This is a genomic window from Flavobacterium ajazii, from assembly GCF_010614725.1.
Classification (GTDB): Bacteria; Bacteroidota; Bacteroidia; order Flavobacteriales; family Flavobacteriaceae; genus Flavobacterium; species Flavobacterium ajazii.
Genome location: NZ_JAAEHL010000004.1, coordinates 464,952 through 491,918, shown reverse-complemented (window position 1 = coordinate 491,918; position 26,967 = coordinate 464,952). Strand labels below are relative to the sequence as shown.

At 35.1% G+C, this 26,967-nt stretch carries 17 protein-coding genes; 10 read left to right on the top strand and 7 right to left on the bottom strand.

The window, feature by feature from the left end; all coding sequences use genetic code 11:
* The first annotated feature begins 1 nt into the window (after position 1).
* From metH to GWR14_RS09980, 9 genes are all read left to right on the top strand, one after another.
* On the top strand, positions 2-2,677 hold the full coding sequence (gene metH / locus GWR14_RS10020; RefSeq protein ID WP_163408888.1) for a methionine synthase: 2,676 nt from the start codon (positions 2-4) through the stop codon (positions 2,675-2,677).
* A 92-nt stretch (positions 2,678-2,769) separates the two neighbouring features.
* Positions 2,770-3,726: a methylenetetrahydrofolate reductase [NAD(P)H] gene (metF, locus tag GWR14_RS10015; protein ID WP_163408887.1), complete on the top strand. Its 957-nt coding sequence runs from the start codon at positions 2,770-2,772 to the stop codon at positions 3,724-3,726.
* A gap of 281 nt (positions 3,727-4,007) precedes the next feature.
* Positions 4,008-4,661 carry a class I SAM-dependent methyltransferase gene (locus tag GWR14_RS10010; protein WP_163408886.1) on the top strand — a complete coding sequence of 218 codons (654 nt, stop codon included), beginning with the start codon at positions 4,008-4,010 and terminating at the stop codon, positions 4,659-4,661.
* Positions 4,662-4,850: 189 nt separating this feature from the next.
* A complete protein-coding gene (locus tag GWR14_RS10005) occupies positions 4,851-6,074 on the top strand; it encodes a dicarboxylate/amino acid:cation symporter (RefSeq protein WP_163408885.1) in 1,224 nt (407 codons plus the stop codon).
* A 184-nt stretch (positions 6,075-6,258) separates the two neighbouring features.
* Positions 6,259-9,327, top strand: a complete 3,069-nt coding sequence (locus GWR14_RS10000; protein WP_163408884.1) for a T9SS type B sorting domain-containing protein — start codon at positions 6,259-6,261, stop codon at positions 9,325-9,327.
* A 60-nt stretch (positions 9,328-9,387) separates the two neighbouring features.
* Positions 9,388-10,791, top strand: a complete 1,404-nt coding sequence (locus tag GWR14_RS09995; protein ID WP_163408883.1) for a pyridoxal phosphate-dependent decarboxylase family protein — start codon at positions 9,388-9,390, stop codon at positions 10,789-10,791.
* Positions 10,792-11,074: 283 nt separating this feature from the next.
* Positions 11,075-13,432, top strand: a complete 2,358-nt coding sequence (locus GWR14_RS09990; RefSeq protein ID WP_163408882.1) for a TonB-dependent receptor — start codon at positions 11,075-11,077, stop codon at positions 13,430-13,432.
* A 69-nt stretch (positions 13,433-13,501) separates the two neighbouring features.
* Complete coding sequence (locus GWR14_RS09985) at positions 13,502-14,728, top strand: DUF4374 domain-containing protein (protein ID WP_163408881.1); 1,227 nt, start codon at positions 13,502-13,504, stop codon at positions 14,726-14,728.
* 108 nt (positions 14,729-14,836) lie between these two features.
* A complete protein-coding gene (locus GWR14_RS09980) occupies positions 14,837-16,039 on the top strand; it encodes a PepSY-associated TM helix domain-containing protein (RefSeq protein ID WP_163408880.1) in 1,203 nt (400 codons plus the stop codon).
* Positions 16,040-16,188: 149 nt separating this feature from the next.
* Here GWR14_RS09980 and GWR14_RS09975 read toward each other — a convergent pair whose 3' ends face one another.
* Positions 16,189-18,312 carry an outer membrane beta-barrel family protein gene (locus tag GWR14_RS09975; protein WP_163408879.1) on the bottom strand — a complete coding sequence of 708 codons (2,124 nt, stop codon included), beginning with the start codon at positions 18,310-18,312 and terminating at the stop codon, positions 16,189-16,191.
* 407 nt (positions 18,313-18,719) lie between these two features.
* On the opposite strand from GWR14_RS09975, the gene GWR14_RS09970 reads away from it, so the two are divergent.
* Positions 18,720-19,574 (top strand): alpha/beta hydrolase, encoded by an 855-nt coding sequence (locus tag GWR14_RS09970; RefSeq protein ID WP_163408878.1) that lies wholly within the window; start codon positions 18,720-18,722, stop codon positions 19,572-19,574.
* Positions 19,575-19,698: 124 nt separating this feature from the next.
* On the opposite strand, the gene GWR14_RS09965 is transcribed toward GWR14_RS09970, so the two are convergent.
* The 6 genes from GWR14_RS09965 to GWR14_RS09940 form a co-directional block, all read right to left on the bottom strand.
* Positions 19,699-20,226: a hypothetical protein gene (locus tag GWR14_RS09965; RefSeq protein ID WP_163408877.1), complete on the bottom strand. Its 528-nt coding sequence runs from the start codon at positions 20,224-20,226 to the stop codon at positions 19,699-19,701.
* Between the two features lie 166 nt (positions 20,227-20,392).
* A complete protein-coding gene (locus GWR14_RS09960; protein ID WP_163408876.1) occupies positions 20,393-20,917 on the bottom strand; it encodes a hypothetical protein in 525 nt (174 codons plus the stop codon).
* Positions 20,918-20,932: 15 nt separating this feature from the next.
* Positions 20,933-22,405 carry a hypothetical protein gene (locus tag GWR14_RS23710; RefSeq protein ID WP_187356529.1) on the bottom strand — a complete coding sequence of 491 codons (1,473 nt, stop codon included), beginning with the start codon at positions 22,403-22,405 and terminating at the stop codon, positions 20,933-20,935.
* A gap of 5 nt (positions 22,406-22,410) precedes the next feature.
* Positions 22,411-23,949 carry a T9SS type A sorting domain-containing protein gene (locus tag GWR14_RS09950; protein ID WP_163408875.1) on the bottom strand — a complete coding sequence of 513 codons (1,539 nt, stop codon included), beginning with the start codon at positions 23,947-23,949 and terminating at the stop codon, positions 22,411-22,413.
* A 76-nt stretch (positions 23,950-24,025) separates the two neighbouring features.
* Positions 24,026-25,300 carry a hypothetical protein gene (locus GWR14_RS09945; protein ID WP_163408874.1) on the bottom strand — a complete coding sequence of 425 codons (1,275 nt, stop codon included), beginning with the start codon at positions 25,298-25,300 and terminating at the stop codon, positions 24,026-24,028.
* Positions 25,301-25,379: 79 nt separating this feature from the next.
* A complete protein-coding gene (locus tag GWR14_RS09940) occupies positions 25,380-26,945 on the bottom strand; it encodes a transglutaminase domain-containing protein (RefSeq protein WP_163408873.1) in 1,566 nt (521 codons plus the stop codon).
* Between the last annotated feature and the right edge of the window lie 22 nt (positions 26,946-26,967).

Below are 26,967 nucleotides of genomic sequence, written 5' to 3'. Positions count from 1 at the left end.
AATGACAGAAAAAAGAAGAGACCTTGTATTATCAGGATTAGAACCGTTGATTATTACGCCGGAAAGTGTTTTCGTGAATGTTGGTGAGCGTACAAACGTAACAGGTTCAAGAAAATTCTTGAGATTAATCAAGGAAGAGAAATATGACGAGGCACTTGATATTGCAAGACAGCAGGTAGAAGGAGGAGCGCAAATCATCGATATCAATATGGATGAGGGAATGTTGGACGGGGTAACTGCCATGACCAAATTCCTAAACTTGATTGCTGCAGAACCAGACATTTCGAGAGTGCCAATTATGATCGATAGTTCGAAATGGGAAATCATTGAAGCAGGTCTTAAAGTAGTACAAGGAAAAAGCGTTGTAAACTCGATTTCGTTAAAAGAAGGAGAAGAAGCTTTTATTCACCATGCTAAATTAATCAAACGTTACGGAGCGGCAGCGATTGTTATGGCTTTTGACGAAGTAGGTCAGGCCGATAATTACGATCGTAGAGTGGAAATTTGTGCGCGTTCGTATGATATTTTGGTGAACAAGGTTGGGTTTCCTCCGCAGGATATTATTTTCGATTTGAATATTTTCCCAGTTGCAACGGGAATGGAAGAGCATAGATTGAACGCATTGGATTTCTTTAGAGGAACAAAATGGGTTCGTGAAAACCTTCCGCATGCGCATATCAGCGGTGGAGTGAGTAACGTTTCGTTCTCTTTTAGAGGAAACGATACCGTTCGTGAAGCGATGCACTCGGTATTTTTATACCACGCGATTAAAGAAGGAATGACAATGGGAATCGTAAACCCAGAAATGCTGACGATTTATGATGATATTCCGAAAGATTTATTAGAATACGTTGAAGACGTAATTTTAGATAGACGCAACGATGCAACCGAAAGACTTTTGGATTTTGCTGAAAGCGTAAAAGGTGAAGCAAAAAGTGACGAAAAAGCCGTTCAGGAATGGCGATTAGGAACTGTTCAGGAGCGTATTACGCATTCATTGGTAAAAGGTGTTGATACTTACATTGAAGAAGATGTTGAAGAAGCGCGTTTGGCAGCAACAAAACCAATCGAAGTTATCGAGATCAACTTAATGGCGGGAATGAATGTGGTTGGAGATTTATTCGGAAGCGGAAAAATGTTCTTGCCACAGGTAGTAAAATCGGCACGTGTAATGAAAAAAGCGGTGGCTTATTTATTACCTTTTATTGAAGCCAGCAAACAAGCCGGAGACAAACAAGGAAACGGAAAAATCTTAATGGCAACTGTAAAAGGTGACGTTCATGATATTGGTAAAAACATCGTTTCGGTAGTTTTAGCTTGTAACAATTACGAGATTGTTGACTTAGGTGTAATGGTTGCTCCAGAGAAAATTATTGCGGCAGCGATTGAACACGAAGTTGATATTATTGGATTAAGTGGACTGATCACACCTTCGCTTGACGAAATGGTTTATTTGGCCAAAGAATTAGACAAACAAGATATTAAAATCCCAATTATGATTGGTGGAGCAACAACTTCTCGCGCGCATACAGCCGTGAAAATTGCACCTCAATACAGAGAAACGGTAATTCACGTAAACGATGCTTCGAGAGCTGTTACCGTTGCCGGAAATCTGTTAGATCATAATAGAAAAATATATGCTGCAGATATTCGCGCAGAATACGATTCGTTTAGAGAAACGTTCTTGAACCGTTCGAGAGACAAGAATTTCTTGACGATTGAAGATGCCCGTAAAAACAAATTACCATTGGATTGGAGCGAATATACTCCAGTTAAACCAAAAGTAATCGGCGCACAAACCATCGAAGTAGAATTGGATGTTTTGGTTCCGTATATCGACTGGACACCATTTTTCCAGACTTGGGAATTGTACGGAAAATATCCGGCAATTTTAACGGATGAGGTTGTGGGTAAAGAAGCGACTTCGGTTTTTAATGATGCTCAGGCAATGCTGAAAGTAATTTTAGCAGAGAAAAAACTAAAAGCAAAAGGTATTTACGGAATTTTCCCTGCGAATCAGGTTGATGACGATGATATTGAATTACGTGATGAAAACGGAAAAGTATTAGAGAAATTCTTAACGCTTCGTCAGCAGTCACAAAAAACAAAAGGCGCTCCAAACATCGCTTTGGCCGATTTTATTCTGCCAAAAGAAAGCGGAATCGATGATTATATGGGCGCATTCTGTGTAACAACTGGTTTTGGTGTTGATGAATGGGCGGCGGAATACGAAAAGAATTTAGACGATTATAATTCGATTATGGTTAAAGCGCTTGCGGATCGTTTTGCTGAGGCTTTCGCCGAATATCTTCACGAGAGAGTGCGTAAAGATTTCTGGGGTTATGATAGCGAAGAATCTTTAACTAATGAAGAATTGATCAAAGAAAGTTATAAAGGAATTCGTCCAGCGCCAGGTTATCCTGCTTGTCCAGATCACTTGGAAAAACCGACAATCTGGAAGCTTTTGGATGTTGAAAAACAAATAGGAGTAAAGCTGACAGAAAGTATGGCAATGTGGCCGGCTTCATCGGTTTCAGGATATTATTTCGGAAACCCAAAAAGCCGCTATTTCGGACTCGGAAAAATAAAAGAAGATCAGGTCACAGATTACGCCAAACGCCGAAATGTACCGCTTGATTACGCCATGAAATGGTTAAACCCTAATATAGCAGATTAACGAAAAAGTTATTTTGGTTTCAGGTTTAAAGTTTCAAGTTGCTGTAGAGAACTTGAAACCTTAAACCTTAAACCTGAAACAAAAAACAAATAATGAAAGTAACAGAACATATAGAAAACGCCAAAGGAAAAACATTATTCTCATTTGAAATTATTCCTCCTCAAAAGGGGAAAAGCATTCAGGAATTATACGATAATATTGATCCGTTAATGGAGTTTAATCCGCCGTTTATTGATGTAACAACTTCTCGTGAAGAGTACATTTACATTGATAAAGGTAACGGACTTTTAGACAAAAAAATGACCCGTATGCGTCCGGGAACGCTTGGAATCTGTGCTTCTATAAAGCATAAATACAATGTAGATACTGTGCCGCATTTACTTTGCGGAGGATTTACTAAGGAAGAAACGGAATATGTGTTAGTGGATTGTCACTATCTGGGAATTAATAATGTGATGGCGCTTCGTGGTGACGCGATGAAACACGAACAGTCTTTCGTTCCTAAAGAGGGCGGTAATCATTATGCTGTTGATCTGGTTAGACAAATAAATGATCTGAATTGCGGAAAATACCTTCATGAAGTAATGGATGTCGACAACAGAGCCGATTTTTGTATTGGTGTTGCCGGTTATCCGGAGAAACATCTGGAGTCTCCTTCTTTGCAGTCTGATTTGCGACGACTAAAAGAAAAAGTAGATGCAGGTGCAGATTATGTGGTAACGCAAATGTTTTTCGACAATGCTAAATATTTTGCTTTTGTGGAAAAAGCAAGGGAAATGGGCATTACAGTACCAATTATTCCGGGAATTAAGCCAATCGCAGTTCAAAAACACATGCAGATTCTGCCTCAGATTTTCCGTATCGATTTACCAGAAGATTTGATTCACGCAGTTGATAAATGCAAAAACAACGCTGAAATCAAACAAGTCGGAGTCGAGTGGGCGATCCAGCAGTCATTAGAATTAAAAGCCGCCGGAGTTCCGTTTTTACATTATTATTCAATGGGTAAATCTGAGAATATCCGCCAGATTGCAAGTCAGGTTTTTTAGTTTTTTACCATTAAGAGATTAAGTTCATAAAGCGAGGTCTTAATTTTCTTTTTACCATTTAGTGATAAGCTTATAAAGTTTAGCTTAATTTTCTTAATGCCTTAATGGTAAAAATAAAGTAAGCTTGTTTCTTCTGAAAGGCTAAGAATAAAAAGTTTTAGGAGCTAATTCCAGCTGTGCACTATATCTTTTGTGGCGAACCCCGCCACAAAAGGATGCCGTTCCCATCTGGGCTAAGGCATTAGGAGTTTTAATTTCAATTTGTATTAAATTTGAACATTATGAAAAATGAAGAATTACAGGAAATTGCCTCCCAGTTAAAACATCCAACAGGAGAAAAAGGAATCGAAATGGGCAATATGATGAACGAAACAAACATCAATATGACGAAACATTCGATTCTGAATCTAAATATTTCAAATGAAAACAGAATTTTGGAACTGGGTCACGGAAACGCAGGTCACGTAGAATTTTTGTTTGAACAAGCCGAAAAACTAAAATATTACGGACTGGAAATGTCGGAACTGATGTTTCAGGAAGCGCGTCAGATCAATCGAAATTTTGTTTCTCAAAAACAGGCTTTCTTTTCAATTTATGACGGAAATACAATTCCGTTTGAGTCTGAATTATTCGATAAAATATTTACTGTAAATACAATTTATTTTTGGCAGAAACCCGAAGAATTGCTTTCGGAAATTTACAGGGTTTTAAAGCCAAACGGAAATTTCTGTCTGACATTTGCCGAAGAAGATTTTATGAAAAAACTGCCTTTTACGCAATTCGAATTTGAATTGTACAGCACCGAAAAAGCGCAGGATTTAATTAAAAAATCAGATTTCAAAATCGTTTATACCGAAACACAGACTGAAAAAGTAAAAAGCAAAACCGGCGAATTGGCTGATAGAGCTTTTACAACAATAGTTCTGGAGAAATAGTTGAAATTTTTAAATACATAGGAACATAGATTTTTTTAATTTTAGTTGAGAGAATTTAAAGAGAAACATATTTTTCACACATAGATATGTTTTTTAAATGAGTGAAACGCCTTTTTACGCAAAGTAATTCTATGCTTCTATGTGTTTAAAAAATATAAAGCTTGCTGAATTCTAAATCCTTGTGTCGTTATGGAAGTTAAGAAAATCAATTTTTTGCAGAGTTACAGCAGTATTTTATGGCTTCTTGGCGGAATTATAATCGGAAGTATTTTCGGGTTGGTATTTGGAGAAGATGTTTTGATCATAAAACCACTGGGCGATATTTTCCTGAATTTACTTTTCACAGCCATTATTCCACTTATATTTTTCACGATTGGCTCTTCAATTGCTAATTTGGAACGAACAGAAAAATTAGGAAAACTGTTTGTTATCATGATTCTCGTTTTTCTCACTACAATTTTGATTTCGGCCATTGTAATGATTTGCGCGGTTTATCTTTTTCCAATACATGAAGACATAGCGATTGCTAAAGTTCCGTTTGAAGAAGTAACCTCAGGGTCGGCGGGAGATCAAATTGCAAAACTGCTTACAGCAAATGATTTCTTCGAACTATTGTCTCGAAAAAGCATGTTAGCTTTGATTATTTTCTCTTTTTTAGTCGGTTTTGCCACATTACAATCAGGAGAAAAAGGAAAGGCTTTTAAGAGTTTTCTAGATTCAGGAAATGAAGTCATGAAACAGCTTTTGAATATCATTATGAAATCTGCACCAATTGGTTTAGGAGCTTATTTTGCTTATCAGGTTGGTATTTTTGGTCCGCAGTTATTTGGCGTTTATGCAAAACCAATGGCGGTTTATTATGCAGCCTGCATTTTCTATTTCTTTGTATTTTTTAGTTTGTATGCATTTGTCGCTGGCGGAAAAAGAGCTTTAAAAGTTTTTTGGAGCAACAATATAATGCCGTCTTTAACGGCTGTAGGAACCTGCAGCAGTATTGCCACTATTCCGGCGAATTTGGATGCTGCACAAAAAATGGGAATTCCAGCACATGTTCGAAATTTGGTAATTCCACTTGGTGCGCCTTTGCATAAAGACGGTTCGAGTATGTCATCCATCCTAAAAATTACTTTTCTGTTTGCGATGTTTGGAAAAGATTTTACAGATCCTATGACGATTCTTTTAGCTCTCGGAATTACAGTTGTAGTTTCCATTGTCGAAGGCGGAATTCCAAACGGAGGTTATATTGGCGAAATTCTGGCCATAACAGTTTACGGTTTTCCAATGGAGCAGGCACTTCCTGTTGCGATGATTTTGGGTACTTTGGTCGATCCGATAGCTACTTTATTGAATGCTAACGGAGATGTCATCTGTTCTATGATGGTTTCCAGATTCTCTGAGAAGACAAAATGGTAAAAAATAATTATGTTAGCTATTCATTCTTAGTGATATAACTATGCTTGTGTTAAAGATTTAACTTAGAAATAAAGCATTAATAGATAGTAGTTTATGATTCATCGTTCATTTATACAGATTGGTCTAAAAGTTTAACTATTCATTCTATTATAAAGTAGTTTTACTGCAATAAAATGAATCTATTTTGAACAGTAAAAGCTTTTATTTAGTAGTAATCATACTTTTTTTGGTACCAAAATTACAGGCACAATTGTGTACCGGCAGTTTGGGAGATCCTGTGGTTAAAATCGATTTTGGTTCCGGAACTTCGACTCACGGAACAGCTTTAGGAACAGGAATTACCAGTTATACATGGACTACAGCAGATTTTCCAAGCGATGGTTCTTATACAGTTGAAAGCAGAACAAATACAGCAGGAACATGGTGGACAACTACAGACCATACAGGCGGAGGTTATATGATGGTGGTAAACGCCAGCCTTTCGACTACAGATTATTTCTATAAAAATACGGTTTCCGGCTTGTGTGCAGGTACAACTTATGAATTTGCTGCCTGGATTATGAATCTACTGAGAAGCCAGGACAATAGTCCGCCTAATATTACTTTTACAATTGAAGATACCAGCGGGGCAATTTTAGGAACCTACAATACAGGAGATATTGCTTTGTCGAGTAGTGCGACATGGAAACAATACGGATTCTTTTTTACCACACCATCAGGAGTTTCAACAGTTGTTATCCGAATGCGAAATAATAAAGCAGGTGCTGCTCCGGGCAATGATATCGCTCTGGATGATATTACTTTTAGAGCCTGCGGACCAACGGTTACTTCGGCAATTGTAAACGAGTCGGTAACGAACCTTGAAGTTTGTGAAGGAGAATCAAGATCAATTACACTTAGTGGATCTGTTTCTTCTTCTGCTTATACAACGGCTGGTTATCAATGGCAAAATAGTACTGATGGAGGAATAACCTGGACAGATGTTTCGGGAGCAAATGCCGCTACCTATACTTTTGTTTCAGGTGCTGTTGGTACTTATAAATACCGTTTGGCAACCGCTGACAGTTCCAATATTAGTTCTACGAATTGTCGTGTATTTTCCAACGAGATAACCATAAATGTAAAATCCGGACCTATAAAACCGACAGTAGAAACTACGCAGCCCAATTGTGATGTCCCTTCAGGAACTATTACGGTAACAGCTCCCACTGGTCTTTTGTATAGCGTAGATGGTGTGAATTATCAGTCATCTATGGTTTTTTCTGGTTTGGCGGGTGGTGATTATAATGTTACCACCAAAAGTTCCAGCTGCATTTCGGCGCCGGTTTCAGCTCATATTAATTTAGTAGCAGTTTCTAGTGAGACACCTACGATAGATATTGTTCAGCCTGTAATTTGTACTAATCCTTATGGGACAATTACAGTTACCAGCCCAGATGCTGAGTATAGTTTTGATAATGGTTTATCCTGGCAGACAAGTAATGTAAAAACCGGATTTGTTCCCGGTGATTATTGGGTCAAAACACGAAACAGTACCTTGTGTGAAACAACACCAATTAAGGCAACAATTACTATTCCGCCTGGTTATCCGCCAACGCCAACGGTTTCAGTCACACAACCGGATTGTTTAACCTTAACAGGAGCTATCACGATTTCTGACGATGCTGCGTCTTATAGTTTTGATAATGGACAAAACTGGACAACTTCAAAGTCAAAAAGTAATTTAGCTCCGGCTACGTATCAAATACTTATAAAAAATACTTTAGGCTGTGTTTCACTTGTGGCAAACGAAGTAGAGATAAAACCGTATGTTAATACTGAACCGCTTCCGACAGCAACAGCCAATCAGTCTTTTTGCGTGCAGCAGAATGCGGTTTTAAGCGATGTTGCCGTGACCGGCACGAATATCAAATGGTACGACGCTGCTGTAAACGGAAATCTTCTGGCAGGTTCAACCATTTTGCAGAATCAGACTTATTATGCTTCTCAAACCGTAAGTATGTGTGAAAGTTTACGAATCCCAATAACGATAACCATTCAAAATACACCAGTACCAACCGGAGATTCCCAACAGAATTTTTGTACCACTCAAAAAGCTACTATTGCAAATTTATCTGTTGCAGGGACTAATATAGTTTGGTATGATGCGTCAGTAAACGGAAACGTTTTACCGGCTGCGACCTCACTTTCAAACGGTGTGACGTATTATGCTACCCAGACTTTAAACGGCTGTGAAAGTATTAACAGATTACCGGTTTTGGTATCAATAGTATCACCCAGTATTCCTGTAAATGACGTTTCGGATATTATTTGTGATATTGATAATGATGGTTCAGAACAGGTAGATCTGACAATTTATAATGCTAAAATAACGACTTGTACTACCTGCGCTTTTACTTTTTTTACAACATTATCGGGAGCACAAAATCAAACTGTTGCGGAACAAATAACAACGCAAACCAATTACAATTTGTCTCAGAGTAATGTGGTACTGTATGTGAGAATTGATTCGGATGATAAATGTTATCAGGTTGTTCAGCTAAATTTAGGATTAGTAGCCGTGCCTGTTATTGCTATTTCAGATACTGTTACGTTATGTCAAAATAAAAATGTTACTATAAGTGCAGGCTCAGGTTTCGATGGTTATTTGTGGTCTACAGGTGCAGCTTCACAATCGATAACAGTTTCCGATGTAGGATCATATTCGGTTACTGTGACCCAAAATCATGGAAATACAGTTTGCTCTTCGACTAAAAACTTTGAGGTAAAATTATCCAATAGCGCCACAATTTTAAATATAGGCACTAAGGACTGGACAGACGAAGAGAATGTAATTGTGGTAGAACTTGCCGACAGCAGTTTAGGAGATTATGAATATTCAGTGGACGGAATTACCTATCAGGACAGCAATACTTTTTCGGGATTACAAACGGGTGATTATATTGTATATGTGCGCGATAAAAATGGTTGCGGAACTATAAATCAGGAAGTCTTTTTGCTAAATTACCCTAAGTTTTTCACGCCAAATGGAGACGGATACAATGATACATGGAAAATAAAATTCTCAGAAACTGAGCCTACGATAAATACCAAAATTTTCGACAGATATGGTAAATTTATTAAAGAATTAAATGCAACTTCAGCTTGGGACGGAACTTTTAGTGCACACCAATTACCTTCAACAGATTACTGGTTTGTGGTAACAAGGGCAAATGGGAAAGTCTATAAAGGGCATTTTTCATTAAAAAGATAAATTTTTTCTTATAAATACAATTGTTTAAATTCGGGCAAAATTATTTTAATTCAAAAAAAAATGAATTCAGCCTTGCAACAAGATTTAAACGATTTTGAAAATATACTTGAAAAAGCCAAACAACGGGCCATAGGTTTTTTAAATGACCTTGAAAATATCCCAACTTCAAAAAGAGAAACGATTGATACCAACCGTGAGTTAAACCAGTCCGGTTTGGGATCTTTAGCAGCCTTCGAAGAATTTAATAACAGGCTGGCTCCTCTTATGGTCGCTTCGCCCGGACCAAGATACTGGGGCTTTGTAACTGGCGGTTCAACGCCGGCTTCAATTGCCGGTGACTGGCTAGCCTCAGTTTACGATCAAAATACGCAGGCAGTCACAGCACAGGGCGGGAATTCTGCCTTAATTGAATTTGAGACAATCCATTTGCTTTTACAGTTATTAAAACTTCCGAAATCTTTTTTAGGCGGATTTGTAACCGGTGCGACCATGTCAAATTTTACCTGTCTGGGAACTGCCAGACAATGGTTTGGAAAGCAATTGGGTAAGGATTTTGCCAAAAATGGAGTTTCTGAACCTATTAATATTTTGACCGCAACTCCGCATTCTTCTTCCATAAAATCACTGTCGATGTTAGGGATCGGAAGCCAGAATTATACAACAATCAAAACGATAGAGGGAAATCGTGAAGCAATTGATATTGAAGATTTGAAAAGAAATATCAAAAGTTTAAAAGGACAACCTTTTATCTTAATTTCAAGTGCCGGAACTGTAAACACGGCCGATTTTGATGATTTTGATGCAATTTCAAAACTTAAAGAACAATATAATTTCTGGTGGCATATTGATGCTGCTTTTGGCGGTTTTGCAGCGGTTTCAGACAAATACAAACATTTTGTAAAAGGCTGGGAAGGAGCAGACAGTATTACGATCGATTGTCATAAATGGCTGAATGTTCCTTATGAAAGTGCTTTTTATTTGATAAAAGAACAGCATACATTATTACAGATTGAAACTTTTCAGAATTCAAATGCACCGTATTTAGGAAATCCTTTGGAAAATTTCAATTATTTAAATGTATTACCTGAAAATTCAAGAAGATTAAGAGCCCTGCCGGTCTGGTTTTCGTTATTAGCTTATGGTAAAGAAGGCTTTCAGGAAATAGTTGAAAATAGTGTTTCCCTTGCTTTGCATTTTGGAAATGCGCTTATTGAGGATGAGGTTTTTGAACTTCTTGCACCCATTCGCCTGAATAATGTCTGTTTTACTTTAAAAAGAGATCATAATCAGGAAAAAGTATCTCAGTTTTTAACTAAACTTAACGATACCGGAAAAGTATTCATGACGCCAACAGTATATCAAAACCGAAAAGGAATCAGGGCTTCATTTGTCAATTGGAGAACTACCGAAAAAGATATCCGGATTGTAATTGATGAGATGAGAAAGATTATTTCTGACATTTAAAATTTATTAAATACTTTTTTAGAATCCTGCTTGTTGAAGATAAGCAGGATTTTTTTATTGCTTTTTGTAAGGTTTTTTATAAAGTGTCTTTTTTGATTCAATTCTAATTTTAAGGTTATTTTAATCTAAAATTAATTTAATCTTAAGAATATGTCTTTTTTTTATTGAAAAAGCACTTTTAAAGCCAATTGTATAATTTATTTAGAATAATTAAAAATAATTTGGACATCCTTTTTGTTGGTGTTAATTTTGTCACAAATTTAATTTAAACCAATTCTAAATAATGCAAATAAATAGATTATTTCTACTGCTATTGATTTTGTTTTCGGCACAAGGATTTTCACAAAACAGTAAAGTACTTTTAAAAGGTGTAGTGTCAGGAAATAACGGACAGCCTCTTGAAGGGGTTTCGGTAGCCTTAAAAGGAACAGCTTATTCAGCCCTTACAAATGAAGAAGGTAAATATGAAATTAGTGCTGTACCGGGTAATTATACATTATTAATTAGTTATGTTGGTTTTAAGTCAAAGCAAACTAAAATTAATCTGCAATCAAATCAAACTGCTCCAGGCATAACCATTGAAGAGGATATGGCAGCTTTGGATGAAGTTCAGGTAACAGGTAAATCTAAAATACAACGGATTAAAGAAGAACCTTTTAATATTACAGCTGTTGATTTAAAAAAACTATATAATACTTCAGCTGATATGAATCAGGTTTTGAATAGAACTACGGGTGTTCGTGTTAGAGAAAATGGAGGAATGGGATCTACGTTTACTTTTTCATTAAATGGTTTTTCGGGTAGTCAGATTAAGTTCTTTTTAGATGGAATTCCAATTGATAATTACGGTTCCTCTTTTACTTTAAATAATTTTCCGGTTACTATGGCGGAACGTATTGAAGTTTATAAAGGTGTTGTTCCAATAGAATTAGGAGGTGATGCATTAGGGGGGGCAGTAAATATTGTAAGTAATAAAAATACTAAAAGATATATTGATGCTTCTTATAGCTACGGATCTTTCAACACACATAAAGCAGCCATTAATTCTCAGTTTACAAGTAATAATGGATTTGTAACAAACATAAATGCTTTTTTTAATTACTCTGACAACAGCTATAAGGTAGATGCAAGAATTCCGGATGCTTTTTCCGGAACATTTGGCCCATGGCAAAAATTGAAACATTTTCATGATGGTTATAAATCAGGAGCTATTATGGCTGAGGCAGGTGTTAAGAATAAAAAGTATGCTGATTATTTATTATTTGGATTAACAGCTAGTGCCAACAAAAAAGAGATACAGCAAGGAACTACAATGTTTAGAGTTGTTGGTGATGCTTTTACGGATAGTCATAATTTTGTTCCTTCTCTTAAATTTAAAAAAACTGATTTTTTTATTAAAGATTTAACAGCAAGTTTAGCAGCGTCCTATAATATTGCTCAAGAGCGTTCTGTTGATACTTCTTCTGCCAGATATGACTGGTCTGGAAATTATACGATTAAAAATTATGAAACTAGTGGTGGAGAAATTAATGATCAGAAAACATTAATGGTTTTTGATGTAAAATCACTTCAGAGTAATGCTAATTTGAAATATGATTTAAACGAAAAAAATTCTTTTGCATTCAACTATACTTATTTAGGCTACAAGCGAAGCCAGGATAATGAACGTGATCCTGATTACATAGTAACCAAGCCATTTGTAAATAAAAATATATTGGGATTTGCATATAATTTATCAGCTCTAGAGAAAAGATTTTCCTATACTGCCTTTACAAAAATGTATGATTTAAAAGGAGAAATAAGAACATATTATCAGTATCAGGAAAATGAAGTGATTAAACCTTCATTTAATGATTTTGGATATGGAACAGCAGGAGCATATTTTGTTATTCCGGAACAATTACAGATAAAAGCTTCTTATGAACATGCTTTCAGGCTTCCTGCTGCAGTTGAGTTATTAGGAGATGGAGGTATTCGAGTTAATCCTAATCCATATTTGGAACCTGAAGAAAGTGATAATGTTAATCTGGGAGTGTCATTTAAACAGAGTAAGGTAAAACATAGTTTTGGGATAGAAGGAAATCTTTTATACAGAAATGCTAAAAATTTTATACAATCAAGAATCGATGGAAATAAAAGTATTTATGTGAATTTTAAAAATGTTGCAGTGTATGGCGTAGATGGGGTAGTTCATTATGGGTTTAAAGATTGGTTAACTTTTGATTTGAATGCAACTTATCAGAAAACATTGAATAAAGATAATAGTTTACAGCCAGGGACTGATCAGGTTAATTATTTATACAATAAGCAAGTACAGAACGTTCCTATTTTATATGGAAATGCGGATTTAGGATTTCATTTTAGAAACATAAAATATAAAACGGATAATTTTTCTGTAAATGTTTCTACAAATTATACGGATAGTTATTATTTAAATCCTCCTTCATTAGGCGGACAAAATAAAAAAGAAATACCAGAGCAATTGTATTTTTCATTAAATCTGGCTTATTCACTACAAAATGGTAAATATAATGTTGCTTTTGAATGTTTTGATATTAATGACGAGAAGCTATACGATTATTTTAATGTACAGAAACCAGGAAGATCTTTTACATTGAAGTTAAGGTATGTGCTTAATTAAACCAAACTTAAATATAATAAACTGTTTTTAAAGCAGTAAATAATAATCATAATAAAAAATTGAAATAAAATGAAAATTAAAACTTTTTTAGCAGCTATGTTGGCTTCAGTTTCTTTATTGTCATGTAGTAGTGATGATAATTCGGGAGAGAAAACAATTCCAGGGAGTAAGTATGTGATTGGTTACCAAACTGATACGTGGAATGCGAATTATATGTGGGGGTTTGATTCATTAGATGAGTTTATGACCGGAACTATTGATATGACGGGTAAAGGAATTGAGCAGGGAGGTTCTTATGTACCTGTTGGCAATACAATGTTTGCACTTGATACTGATGTGGAAGGAGGAGCTCCTTATTATTTAAATGCTGCCAGCCAATTAACAGCAGGAAACAGAGTATTTATTGAATCATCATATGCTTATGGTGTTACTGAAGATGACAAAGTAATTGTTGTTGGTGCTTCTTGGGAAGGCTCATCTACAGAAAATGAATTAATTGTTTATGATCCAGTAAAAGAAGCTATTACGGCTCGTAAATTTAATGATTTTGCTACTGCTACAGGACGTTTTGATTTTCCTACTGCTGTAACAGTAAGCAATGGAAAAGTATATGTGTCAGTTTTTAATAGAGATGCAAGTGCTAATTGGGGTATGGATCAGTCAAAGGCTTATATTAGAATATATGATTATCCTTCTTTAAATTTTGTAAAGAGAATTGAGGATACACGTACAACTTCTGCTGGTATGTATTATACAGGTACAGGTATTATCCGTACCGATGCAGGAAATATTTATACTTTTTCTTCAAATTCTATTGCTGCCGGATATCCTTTAGTGGAGGGTAAAAAATCAGGAATTTTAAGAATTAATAAAGGAAAAACAGAGTTTGATGATGATTACTTCTTTAATATTGAAGATAGTTCGCTTAAAGGAAAAGTATTAGCAGCATATCCTATTGGAGGAGAAAAAGCATATATTGTTTACCTTCCTGAGGGATCAGATGATATAGAATGGGGATTCTTATTTAGTAACTATAAATTCAAATCTGCGATTGTTGATTTACCTAGTAAAAAAATCACTCCTGTAACAGGATTACCATTACATGGAGGGGATTACTATTTTGGAGTTGGAAGTATGTATGTTGAAGATGGAAATGCATATAAAGCATTTAAAACAGCTGAGGAAGTACGTATTTATAGAATTAATCTGGAGACAGGTGTAGCTACAGCCGGAGCAAAGGTTGTAGGTGGAGGAACTGATATTTCAGCTATTACTAAATTATCACCAAGACAATAATTACAATTTTTTAAATTTAACAGCCATATAATCAAAGCTTATTAGTTTTGATTATATGGTTTTTTAATAACAGTAACTTCAGTTCTCCGATTTAAATTTCAAAAAACAATGACTTTCATCAAAAAACAAAGTGTTAAACAAGCTAATAAATCTAAATCTGCTTTTCGTAAAATTAATGATTGGCTACATCTGTGGTTAGGACTTATATCCGGAGCAATTGTATTTGTTGTTTGTCTTACTGCCTGTATTTGGATATTCAATGAAGAAATTACAAGATTGATAGATGCTAAAAGTAATGTGAAACCACAACAAAAAGAAGTTATTATTCCGTCGAAAATAATGGAAATAGCAACTGAAAAGTTTTCTGGTAAAAAAATTGAATCGGCTATTTTCAAAGAAGGAAGAACAATTGATGTAGGTATTGGAGAGTGGGAAGACAAGGAACGTTATACGTTAAAATTAAATCCTTATAATGGTAAAGTTGTAGCTATTGAAACACATTACAAAGACGAATTTATTTTTTTTGATTGGGTGCTGAAAGGACATCGTTTTTTATGGCTGCCATGGAAAATAGGAAGACCGATAGTGAATTATGCAACATTAGTCTTTGTTGTTTTGTTGATTACAGGATTGATTTGGTGGTATCCAAAAAAATGGAATAAAACTACACGTGATAAAAGTTTTAAAATCAAATGGACTGCCAATTGGAAGCGTATCAATATAGATTTGCATAATGTATTGGGATTTTATTCGCTTTTATTTTTACTCGCAATTGCACTTACCGGAATGGTTTGGGGAATAGAATGGTATAGTAAGGGATTATATTGGACTACCTCGGGAGGACAGACACTCACTGAATGGAAAGAAAAAGAGTCGGACTCTTTGCAAAAAGGAAAACATTATAGTTTAAAACAAGCAATGGATGCTTCCTGGAAAAAGGTAATCGCAGATAATCCAAAATCTGAGGGCTTTTATTATAGATTTCCTGATACAACAAATGCTAAAGCATCTATTTATATGATGGCCTACCCTAATAAAGGGCAGTTTTATAATGCTAATTTCTATTATTTTGATCAGCATACTTCAAAACGAATTGCAGATGATGCCTTAGATAGTAAAAAGTATGAAGAAGTGGGTTTTGGAGGTAAATTAAGAAAAATGAATTACGACATACATATTGGATCCATTTTAGGGTTTCCGGGAAAAGTACTTGCTTTTTTTGCAGCATTTATTGGTGCCACTTTACCTGTTACCGGATTTATTATTTGGTACAATAGAAAATGGGGAAAAAAGAAAAAATCAAACCCATAATTTACACTTTTATCTCATTGGTATCATAAAAGTCTTTTAAGAAGTAAAAATCTTAAAAGACTTTTTTATTAAAAAGAAAGGACCCGCTTTAAAAACAGATCCTTTTCAATCAAAAAAAATAAAAAAACAAAAAATGAAGAAACTATGATTTAGATTCTGTAAGTAAAAGCCAGTGTTGCAATACGATTGTCCAGCTCATATTTTTTATTGATACTTGTCTGGGCAACAACCGAATTGATCTTGAAATTATTGGTATTGAAAATATCAGTCAGATTGAATTTAACATTGCCTTTGTTTGAAAGAACCTGTTTAGAAATTCCGATACTGAAATCAAAGAAAGAAGCTCTTTCGTAAATTCCAAGATTTGATTTCGACTGATATTGTGCGTTGGCTTCCGCTTTTAAACTTTCTGATATCGTAAATGAATTTTGGACACTTAGGTTTAATGTCGCAATTGGATCAATTGTAGTTGAGTTTAATACGTCTCCCATAAATCTGTTTTCGAAAACATTAAATAGAGTATTCACCGACCAGAATTTATAAAGTTCAGCCGTATGCGTAATGTTTGCGCCATAATTGTACGATTTGGATACATTTATCTGAGAAGTTACAGTAGTGTTGTTGTCAGGATTATAAACGTACACTTCTGTAAAAACATCTTTTGTAGTGTTAAAATATAAGGATGCCATAAAAGCACTTTTCCACGCATATCCTATTTCTGCCGCATGCGTAATTTCGGGAATCAGGTTTGGATTTCCCTGTGAATAATTGAACGTATCATCATAGAATCGGAACGGATTCAAATCAAACTGGCTCGGTCTGTTGATTCTTTTGCTGTAAGAAGCATGCATCGAATGACTGCTTGTAAATTCATATTTTAATGAAACACTCGGAAACCATTTTAAATAATCATCCTGATGTTCTTCATTCAGCGTTTTTTGCAGAATATCAATAGCCGTGTACTCTGAACGTAAACCGCCCTGAATGTTCAAATCTCCAATCTGCTGTTTATAATTGGCATAGGCAGCATAAATTTGCTCTTTATACTCAAAATGATTGGTAGAATTTGCGTCTATTATCCATTCATTATTTTCAAAATATTCATAAACAGACGGATTATCATTGTTTTTTACGCTGGCCTTAAATCCCCATTCAATAGACTGTTTTTCTTTTAAAGGATTTGTAAAATCAACCTTTCCTGTAAAAACTCTTAATTGTGAAGGGATATAACCTTTTCTGTCATTAACGACTGTTGAACTCGAAGGATCTGCGTTTTCGGCACTCTGAAACTGATTAGATCTGAATTTTGAAGTTTCATATTCAAAATCAAAAGACATGTTTTTACCTTCAGTGTTAAACTTATGAACACCCGAAAAAGCATAAGTATAATCAAACCACTTTTCTTTACTGTCATTGTAAGTTATAGCATCAAATAACAATTGATTTGATGCGTTTAACAAGGTGTTTCGGCCATCAGCCATATTTTCATAGCGTCCGATTTTTGCATCAACATAAGCCTCAATATTTGTTTTTGGAGAAATTTCAAATGTACTTCCAATTTTGAAATTGTTAGAAGTCAATGGCTCATCTGTAATTGAAGTCTGATGATTGGTAGAAGCAATTTGCTGGCGGGTCTGATCTGTATATTGAATCTGATCGAACTCTTTTCGTTCCTCTTCTCCCCTAAAAGTATAGCTGTAATTGCCATACACGCCGAGTTTGTTTTTATTATAGTTCAGATTAAATCCGGAATTAGTTCTGTTTTTTCTTCCTCTGGCGTAGCTCGTAAATGCAGTTCCTTTTAATCCTGAATTATTTGGTTTTTTAAGGATAATATTGATAATTCCTGCTTTTCCAGCAGCATCGTATTTAGATGAAGGATTGGTAATCACTTCTATTTGTTTGATATTTGATGAGGTAGTTGATTTTAAGTAATTCGCCAGTTCTTTTTGCGAAAGCTGCGTTAATTTGCCATTGATCATTACAGCTACTCCCTGCTGGCCACGAATGGATAAATCTCCGTCCTGGGAAATAACAACACCAGGGGCTCTTGACAAAACATCTAATGCTGTGCCGCCTTCGGATACGATACTGTTTTCAACATTAAAAACAAGGCGATCGGACTTTTGGGTATATAAAACTTTCTTTTTTGTAATAACGATTTCATCCAAAACATTTATGGATGTTTCAACAATACTGTCTTTTTCCTGCTCGGTTTGCGAATAGGAGTATACTGAAAAAGCCAGCATGACAGACGTAATAATATGCTTCATGAAATTTAATGATTTTGTAGAATGAATTTGAATTTGTAACCTGATTTGTCAAATTAAAGACCGTCAGAGTTCTTGTTCATTGGGTAAATGTTTTTATTTTCTACAAAAAAATCACAAAGTATGTTTAGTGACAGAATACTATTTTTGGCTGATATATGGAATGTTGACATCTGGATTGTATTTGAAGTTTTTATTTTTCAAATATAACACTATTTAAAACAAGTCTAAATAAAAATAAGTAATAATTATATCAAAATTTTTAATATGCTGATAATTAGGAGCTGTATTTTGAAATGAAAAATTAAGGTTGTAAGAAAAATAGAATTTTAGAATTAGGAAATGACGATTTCGTATCAGGCAGATTATTAGGATTGCTTTATATTTAGCATATTTAAATCAAAGTAAAGATGATATTAAAGCTAAAAAGATATAATTGTTTATTTATTCTGATGTTTTCGAGCATGCTGTTTGCACAAAAGGAAGGGCTTAAAATTCCGCTTTGGGAAAATGGTGCACCGGGTTTTGAAAATCTCAAAGACGAACCGGAGCAAGCTCAGGACTGGTGGGTCAGAAATATTCATAATCCATCAATAACAGCTTATTTTCCTGAAAAACCAAACGGAATGGCAGTACTTATTTGTCCCGGAGGAGGTCATGAAAATCTGGTTTTTAATTCTGAAGGAAAGGATGCTGCCGAATTTTTAAACAGTATTGGTGTAACCGCTTTTGTTTTAAAATACCGCCTGGCCAGAACAAAAGATTCTCCATACAAACTGGAAACTCACATTAAACAGGATGCTGAAAGAGCGATGAGACTCATAAGAAGCAGAGCAGCTGAATTCAAAATTGATGTTAACCGAATTGGTGCTATGGGATTTTCTGCAGGTGGAGAAGTTGTCGCAATGATTGCTTATAACTCCAATAATATTTTAAAAGATTCCTCCGATACAATTGATAAAATAGATGCACAGCCCAACTTTCAGATATTGATTTACCCAGGACCGTTGTTTATCCCAAAAGAAATTAAGTCTGATGCGCCTCCGGCTTTTTTATTGGCGGCAAACGATGATTCCTGTTGTTCGGCTCCCATAGTAGAATTACTTAATGGTTACCGAAAAGCAAATGTTCCGGTAGAAATGCATTTATACTCTAAAGGGGGACATGCTTTTAATATGGGAAAAAGGGCCAAAACAAATTCACTGAAAACATGGCCACAGCGATTGGCGGATTGGTTTGAGGATAATGATTATTTTTTGAAGTGATTTTATTTATACAAAAAGCTACATCTTTTTACAGATGTAGCTTATTTTGTCTATATATTATGGACTAAATCCGAATATATTCATCCAGTATATAAAACTGTTAAAGAAGTTTTTTAAAAGTAGTTTAAAGATTATCGGGATTAATTAGTACATTAACGTAAAGAAATTCTAAAATGTCATTATCAATAGGTTTCTCTACAACGATCTCATCTAAATACGAAGGTAAACAATAATCAAATGTTTTAACTCCATTTTTATAGATTGCAAAATAAATTGTTCCTAATATATGCTCCGTTAAGCCATTGTGTCCATATTCACTTATATATCTTTTTACACCAGCCTTAGGTACAAAATTTATAAATATTTTATCTAAAATAGGTTTAAAAGCTATGGATTTGTTGTTTACAATTGTAGCTCCGCCACCTGCACGGTTAAGTTTTATATTATAATAAGTGTAATTGTTATTTACTTTGCTAACTACAGCTATATTTCCCCCTATTCCGTCCAAAATAAAATATTCCTTTCCTGCTAAACTAGGAATAGTATTCAAGATAATATTATTTTCATTATTGAATGATTGTGATTCTTCTAAACTTTGAGCATAAAATACATTGGTAATCATGCTAATTAATATAATAATTTTTGTTTTCATGTTTATGATTTTTTATCCATAGTCTATATTACTAAATTTTGCTAAAAAAGCTACACCTTTTTTGCAGATGTAGCTTTTTTAAATTCACTTTTGTCTTGTGTATTAAGATTAATTAGGTCTCTATTGATATGTACATAAAAATTTCAATCATGTTTTTGAAATTAGTTTAAAGATTATCAGGATTAATCAACACATTAACATAGAGGAACTCTAATAATTCATTATCAATAGGTTTTTCTATAGGGTTGTCATCTAAATACGAAGGCAAGCAATAATCAAATGTTTTGACACCGTTTTTATAGATTGCAAAATAATCCACTCCTAATATATGCTCTTTCAATCCATTATGTCCATATTCGCTTATATATCTTTTTACACCAGGCTTAGGTGCGAAATTTATAAATATTTTATTTAATACAGGCTTGTAACTTACAGATTTAGTGCTTTTTATTGTAGCTCCGCTAAGCCGTCCAAGTTCTAAATTGTAATAAGTGTAATTGTTATTTATTTTGCTAATAACAACCACATAGCCTACCTTACCTTCCCATATAAAATATTCCTTTCCTGTTAAATTGGGAATGGTGTTTAATACAAGATTATTTATATTGTTGAATGATTGTAGTTCTTCTGAATTTTGAGCATAAAACATTGATGTAATCATGCTTACTAATATTATAATTATTGTTTTCATAGTTTTGTTTTTAAATTATCTGAATGAAGGTAAAGCAGTTGTATGGTTAGGTATAATTTGTCTTGGTTGTTTGCCATGATCAAAACCATTCCTTTGTTTTGCTGGTTGTCCTAACAAACGCCATACCATATTTTCAAAAAGAATAGCATCTTTTTCATCATGTGTATAAGTTGAGGTTTCGATTGATAAAGGCCTGCCATGTCCAAAAAATTCATGTAAAGCAGTGACTTCATCATATTTTGGAGATGTAGTATCTAAGGCTGAAACAATAGTGCCATATAATTTAGCCGTGGCACCTCCTCCATAAATATCTAGTAATTCTTTTGAAGTAAGACCATCTCCTGATGCTAATAAAGTGCTCTCTAATGTGGGACTTAATTTTAATGCATTTGCAACTTTACTGTATCTGGTAATAACATCCCCTGAACTTCTTTTTAGCAAAGTTTCTGTAGAAAAATACTGAATCGTCATAGACTTATTTGAATTTATTGTGTTAGCTACAATTGTAGCAAATATTTTTTGATCCCCTTCATCAAGGTCATTTAATGCTTCATTTAATTTATCTTGTGGTATTTTAGAAAAAAATTCTTTATTATCTCTTGGTCCTCTTTTTATTAAAGCTTTAAACTTGTTAAATTTAGGACTTTTATCCAAGACATTCATAATGCTTTCTTGAAGTTTTCGGGCATCAGATACACTTGCTCCACCTACACTGGTTGCATTAGGGTCTGGGTCATTTTGAGTGCAAGAGGTACAAGTATTAACAACTGTCTCCGTCGTATCATTAGGTAAAATATTTATGTTTACTTCACCACCATACTGATTTGTATAGTAGTAACCCTGACCAAAAGGGAAATCATAAAAATCATAGCTATAATAAGTTGGAGTTACAGCACTACTCCCTATATTTCCGGTACTACCAGTATTACCAAATATTGCTGTACTTCCTTGACTATCAGGTATCCTGTAATACATTCCTACTTGAAATCGACTATCAGTAACATTGGGCGTAAAATAATAAAATATATAACCCTGATCATTCTTAAATTTAGTAAGAGTGCCAATATGCGTTATACCGTCTGACGTTTTAATGACCTGATTTGTTTTGGCGGTTATGTTATAAGTATCCTTATTATCATTTATCAACTTATCAAAATCTTGTTTTGTAAGTGGTTTTGCTGATGGATTTGTGCCTCCAGAAGAACTACCGCCACCACCACCACCACCACCACCACTGCCGCTGCCACCACTTCCTCCACCTGAACTGCTATCGCATATTGCAGGGTCGTAATTAGCACTTAAAGGATCACAAGGGTCAGATTCTTCATTACATGATGGATCATATGGATCATAGTTGTCACTTGTATGGTCACAAGGATTGAGGTATGGGCCTTCACCATAATCACTGGGACTTACCTGTCCAAAACTATTCTGTATTATAAAAAATAACAGAAATGTAAGAGCGACTATAAAATATTTCTTTTTCATTGTTCTTATTTTTTAATTAAAATGGTCGTTTTTATTTCTGTCCCATAAGTCAGCCGCAATATGTAGTAGCCCGGCGGTACATTTAGGGTAAGACTTTTAGTCTGTGTTCCTTCTTCCAGATTTTTCCATTGCTGACGATATAATTCCCTGCCGGTACTGTAGTAAATACTGGCTTCTATATCAGCCGGTTTAGCAAGATTGAAACTTAGGTTAAAATCGCTTAGGACAGGATTAGGATAAATTGAAACAGAAGAAATGATTTCCTGAGTTCCGCTGGTTCGGACTTGTTTTTTCTCTAAAATCAGGTACATCGGTTTTTCATTTTCCCTTTCTTTGATATTATACAACTGTAGGTTGCCTACTATAAAAAGCGATTCATCGGTTTGTAATAATTGCAGTTTGGCATCTTTAAACTCATACGTGTTAAGACTTCCTTTGTAAAAATGCTCGGTACGGTCTATCTTAGAATTTTGAAAAACAATAGCATCGTCCTGAATCTGAGCAGTAAAAGCTACAGTGTCACCATCGGTTTCTTTCCATTCTCCTGTCAGTTTTTTACCATCATGTTTCAAATCTATTTGCAATGGTGTTTTGCTTAAGATATTTTGTCCGCTAAAGTCATAGCGCGATACATAACCAGTGTAATTTCCTGAAATATCAGTTGTAATAGGCACCTGTTTCACCTTTTTAAAGGTTTCCGGAGCTTCTGTCTCGGTAATAGTTATGACTTCGTCAACAGGAGTCGAAATGGTTTTTTTCTGAGCAGGACTATGGTTTTCGGCTTCCGGATCATCCAGTTCCATTTGGGATGGTTTTACGCCCATTGCAGCAGATTTGCTGAGGTAGAATTTTGCTTTTTCTAAATCTATAGCTACACCATACCCGTTACGATAGCAAAGACCAAGCATATACATTCCCCAGGGGTTGTTTTTTTGCACTGCCAACTCAAAGTGTTGTATGGCGAGATTGTAGTCTTGTGTGCATCCAAAACCTTTGTAGTACAGATAGCCTTGTAAATAACTGCAGTGCGAATTTCCTTTTTCGGCACCTTGCTTAAAGATATTCATCGCCAGAGGGTAATCCTGAGGGACTCCGTTTCCTCTCATTACCATTCGTCCCCAGGCGGTATAGGCAGAATTATAACCGGCAATGGCTGCTTTTTCGAAATATTGTATAGCTTTGGCGGGATCTGTTTTGGAGTTTACTCCTTCCTGATATAAAATTCCCAGATTGTACCAGGCTTTGGGATAGCCAACCCGTGCTGCAAGCTCAAACCACTTTATGCCTGCTTCTTCGTTGGTTGCTACGGCAATACCCTTAGTGTAAATCAGTCCCAGTGCATTCATGGCTACCGGATCGCCCTGAGATGCTAATGTAGTGTAACTCGCTATTGCTTTCTCGGGGTTGTACATTTGACTCCCTTTTACAAGCTGAAGCCTTGCCGTTCTTAGTATTTTTTGAGTATCCTGATATTCCTGTGAATGACTCAGTATACTGCCCAAGAGTAGTAACATACATACTCCTTTTTTGGTAATTTTCTTCATTTGGTTGTTGTTATATATTGAGGTTAATAATTAGGTGTTCTAACAGGAATTTTATGTTTTTCCGGTTTAGCAGATTCTACCAGGCTAAAGCATTTTTGGCGTTTTCACTTTTAGCTTTGCTTCGGCTTATAGCATCTAATTGTACTAAGATTTCAGGTTTTTTTTGCTCAACATCACGCACAAGAAAACGGGTTTCAGAAGTTTTCCAGTTTTTGTTTTTTTCTAATGCGATTAATAATTTCAGGTGATAATTTGCGAGTTCAGGCATTAGTTTTTGTTGGTCTGTATTTTTAGTCAATCCTTCTGATTCTAATGCAGCCCAGCTTTGATTGGCTTTTTTAATTGCTTCATTTTTGTTTTTGAGATTAAGCCATTTGTTCATTTGCTCTGAGGTTACAATTTTGGCTATGTTTTCAAATTCTGAAGGCAATGGTTTGGGAGTAGTAAAATTTCCATTTAAGTCATTTTCTTTATTCTCAAGTATGATTCTTTCAAATGCAACGTATTTAGCCAGTAGTGTGTCAATTTGACTTTGACTTAGGTTAAGTTCTTTCTCAAATTTAACGATCGATGCGTATTTGTTATTTGCATGTTTTTGGTCAGAAAGGATTTTGGCACGAATCAGCAATGGCGGTTCCATGAGTGTAGCTTTCAGGCTTAAGAAATCCTGTTTCTTTTTTTCATATCGTTCTGCTTTTTTATCCAGATAACCATTTTTGGCCAGATGAAAATTAACGATCTCTTGAGATTCTTCTTTTTCCTTTCCGGGAGTATTTATTTTTAATCTCAAAATTCTTTCCCAGTCCATTTTGGCATCGATAAAAGATTCGTCTTTATAGTTGAATTTTATTACGTCAACGTACTGCTTTTCATTTAAGATTTTTGATAGTTTCCTGTTATAAAACTGAATGGTTTCCCTTGGAGATTTTTTAGGAGTAGCGCTTAACGAATCATTAATATGGCGTATTTTTTTTATTTGATCAGTTTGTAGTTTTATTGGCTGAGTCAAAATCAAAGTGGCTAGAAATCGATTATCTTTATCTGTTTCGTATGCAAATTGTTCCATTTCTTCAACAGATAATATGTCTTTTAAAAATACCCGGTCAATAGTGTATTGATTTTTCAGCAGGTTTGAAGGTGTACCAGAAGCCAGGGCTGCATTGACAATGCTGTCATTTTTGATAAATTTTTGAGCAATTTTAATTTGTTTGTCTTCGTTTAAAGAAATTTTAGAGGCTACTTCATCAATTTTATAAACGATATGTGCAGGATAACGTTTGCTAACGTTAGGACTAACTTGCGACTGACTAAAGACAGGCAGTAAGAGTAGGGTTAGAAATAATTTTTTCATTTGTACTTACATTTTAGATTTTTAATTGATATTGTAATTGATTTTTTAATTGATTTTTGACATTGTAATTGATCTTTTTTTAAAACCAAAAGCGCTCGCCATTATCCTCAATGATAAAAGGTCGTTCCAGTCCTCTGGAGTCACTTGCTACAAATAAAAACAGGGCATTTTTTGGCGCCCTTTCAAACTTCATTTCGGTTATGGGGCTGTTTACCGTTTGTTTTCCGAGCATTATCCATTTGTTATCCCAGTACAAGAGCTGGTAGGTAATACCCAGTTTAAATTTTAGGTATTTTTCTTTTTCGGCTATTGTAACTTCTTTGGTTTGTGTCAGATCTGGCTGTAATACTTTTGTGGTGGTATTACCGATAACAACAGGAGCTCCAGCGGGAATCATTTTCCCGTTGCTGTAATATTGTGGAATAATGACGGTCCTTCTGCAGAGTTTTGTAAAAACGGTTTCGTTATTTGCTGTTTTCCCCCACCAAAAAGGTCTCCATGCCAATCCGTTGAAGGTGGTTGCATATACAATTTTTGATGGATTTGCATCAACATATAAGGGACATTTAACATCTGTAGTTTCCCAGAAATCATTGGTCACATCAATGTAATTTTGCTGCTGTAAAAAACCTTTTGGAATATTACCCATATCTTCAAAACTGGCCAATGTTTCCGGATTTTTAGAATACGTCAGACGAATTACTTTGGCAGGTTCCCTTACCAGATTTTGCCGAAAATCCTTTGTTCCGTAATCGCAGTTAAGCATTTGTTTATTCTCATCAAAAAAAGTATTGGTGTAATGTCCTTCGGTAGCCGTTGCCCAAAAGGGTATGATGTTAACAGCAGCAGGAATACCCTGTGAGCGCATGGTAAACACACTCATACTGGCAATATCAGAACAGGCTCCTTGTTTACGGAAAAGCAATTGCAGGCTGCCGAGTCTTGGCAGAGGCTCAGTGCGTTTTTCTTTCCAGTTATTGACAAACCATGAGTCATAATCATCTTTAACATATTGCAAAGCAGAATTTAGACCTTTTTCAGTGATCTGATTACTTACCCATTTAAATTTGCCTGTATAAGCAGGACGCCAATTTTGTACCGGCTCTACGCTTACTCTGTAGGGTAATATGTACTCGCAAAAATCTTCAAATGAGGTTGTTTTTAGGGGGGATGTGTGCCAGGAAGTAAAAGCTTTTTCCAGATTATTGATTAGATAGTCGCCTTTTATGGTTTCGATGTCTTTATAAACAACAGGTTTGGCTTTTAAACCGGGATTTTGCTGTTTAACGGTTGCGAAAGCATTTCTTGATTGTTCAAAATCGGCATAATCCAGTTCATTGTACGCAATCTTATTATTGGCACTATCTTCCCAGTAATAATCTGATGAAGAATGAATATCCATATTGGCAATCAAAAACTGCATGGCTTTTATTTTGTAGGGATCACCGGTTTTGTCGCTATAAGCCAATGCTTTTTCGAGTTCAGGTCTGTTGGTTCCGGATTTTTTTAAAACGGCTTCAACTGCTGATGGATATTGCGCCTGAACTAAAAAAGGAATTAGAAAGACAATTGTTTTAAAAATTCTCCCAGGCCATAAAGCCAGACTTTGGTTTTTATCTGTTTTCGCAGATTTTTGATTATACATAGAAATAAATTTTGGTTTAGTT

Bases quoted from the DNA above. Each gene is read 5' to 3' on its own strand.
- GWR14_RS09950 (WP_163408875.1), bottom strand. From the start codon at position 23,949: ATGAAGAAAATTACCAAAAAAGGAGTATGTATGTTACTACTCTTGGGC.
- GWR14_RS09945 (WP_163408874.1), bottom strand. From the start codon at position 25,300: ATGAAAAAATTATTTCTAACCCTACTCTTACTGCCTGTCTTTAGTCAG.
- GWR14_RS09960 (WP_163408876.1), bottom strand. From the start codon at position 20,917: ATGAAAACAATAATTATAATATTAGTAAGCATGATTACATCAATGTTT.
- GWR14_RS23710 (WP_187356529.1), bottom strand. From the start codon at position 22,405: ATGAAAAAGAAATATTTTATAGTCGCTCTTACATTTCTGTTATTTTTT.
- GWR14_RS09995 (WP_163408883.1), top strand. From the start codon at position 9,388: ATGAATTCAGCCTTGCAACAAGATTTAAACGATTTTGAAAATATACTT.
- GWR14_RS09990 (WP_163408882.1), top strand. From the start codon at position 11,075: ATGCAAATAAATAGATTATTTCTACTGCTATTGATTTTGTTTTCGGCA.
- GWR14_RS09980 (WP_163408880.1), top strand. From the start codon at position 14,837: ATGACTTTCATCAAAAAACAAAGTGTTAAACAAGCTAATAAATCTAAA.
- metH (WP_163408888.1), top strand. From the start codon at position 2: ATGACAGAAAAAAGAAGAGACCTTGTATTATCAGGATTAGAACCGTTG.
- GWR14_RS09940 (WP_163408873.1), bottom strand. From the start codon at position 26,945: ATGTATAATCAAAAATCTGCGAAAACAGATAAAAACCAAAGTCTGGCT.
- GWR14_RS09985 (WP_163408881.1), top strand. From the start codon at position 13,502: ATGAAAATTAAAACTTTTTTAGCAGCTATGTTGGCTTCAGTTTCTTTA.
- GWR14_RS10005 (WP_163408885.1), top strand. From the start codon at position 4,851: ATGGAAGTTAAGAAAATCAATTTTTTGCAGAGTTACAGCAGTATTTTA.
- GWR14_RS09975 (WP_163408879.1), bottom strand. From the start codon at position 18,312: ATGAAGCATATTATTACGTCTGTCATGCTGGCTTTTTCAGTATACTCC.
- GWR14_RS09970 (WP_163408878.1), top strand. From the start codon at position 18,720: ATGATATTAAAGCTAAAAAGATATAATTGTTTATTTATTCTGATGTTT.
- metF (WP_163408887.1), top strand. From the start codon at position 2,770: ATGAAAGTAACAGAACATATAGAAAACGCCAAAGGAAAAACATTATTC.
- GWR14_RS10010 (WP_163408886.1), top strand. From the start codon at position 4,008: ATGAAAAATGAAGAATTACAGGAAATTGCCTCCCAGTTAAAACATCCA.
- GWR14_RS09965 (WP_163408877.1), bottom strand. From the start codon at position 20,226: ATGAAAACAAAAATTATTATATTAATTAGCATGATTACCAATGTATTT.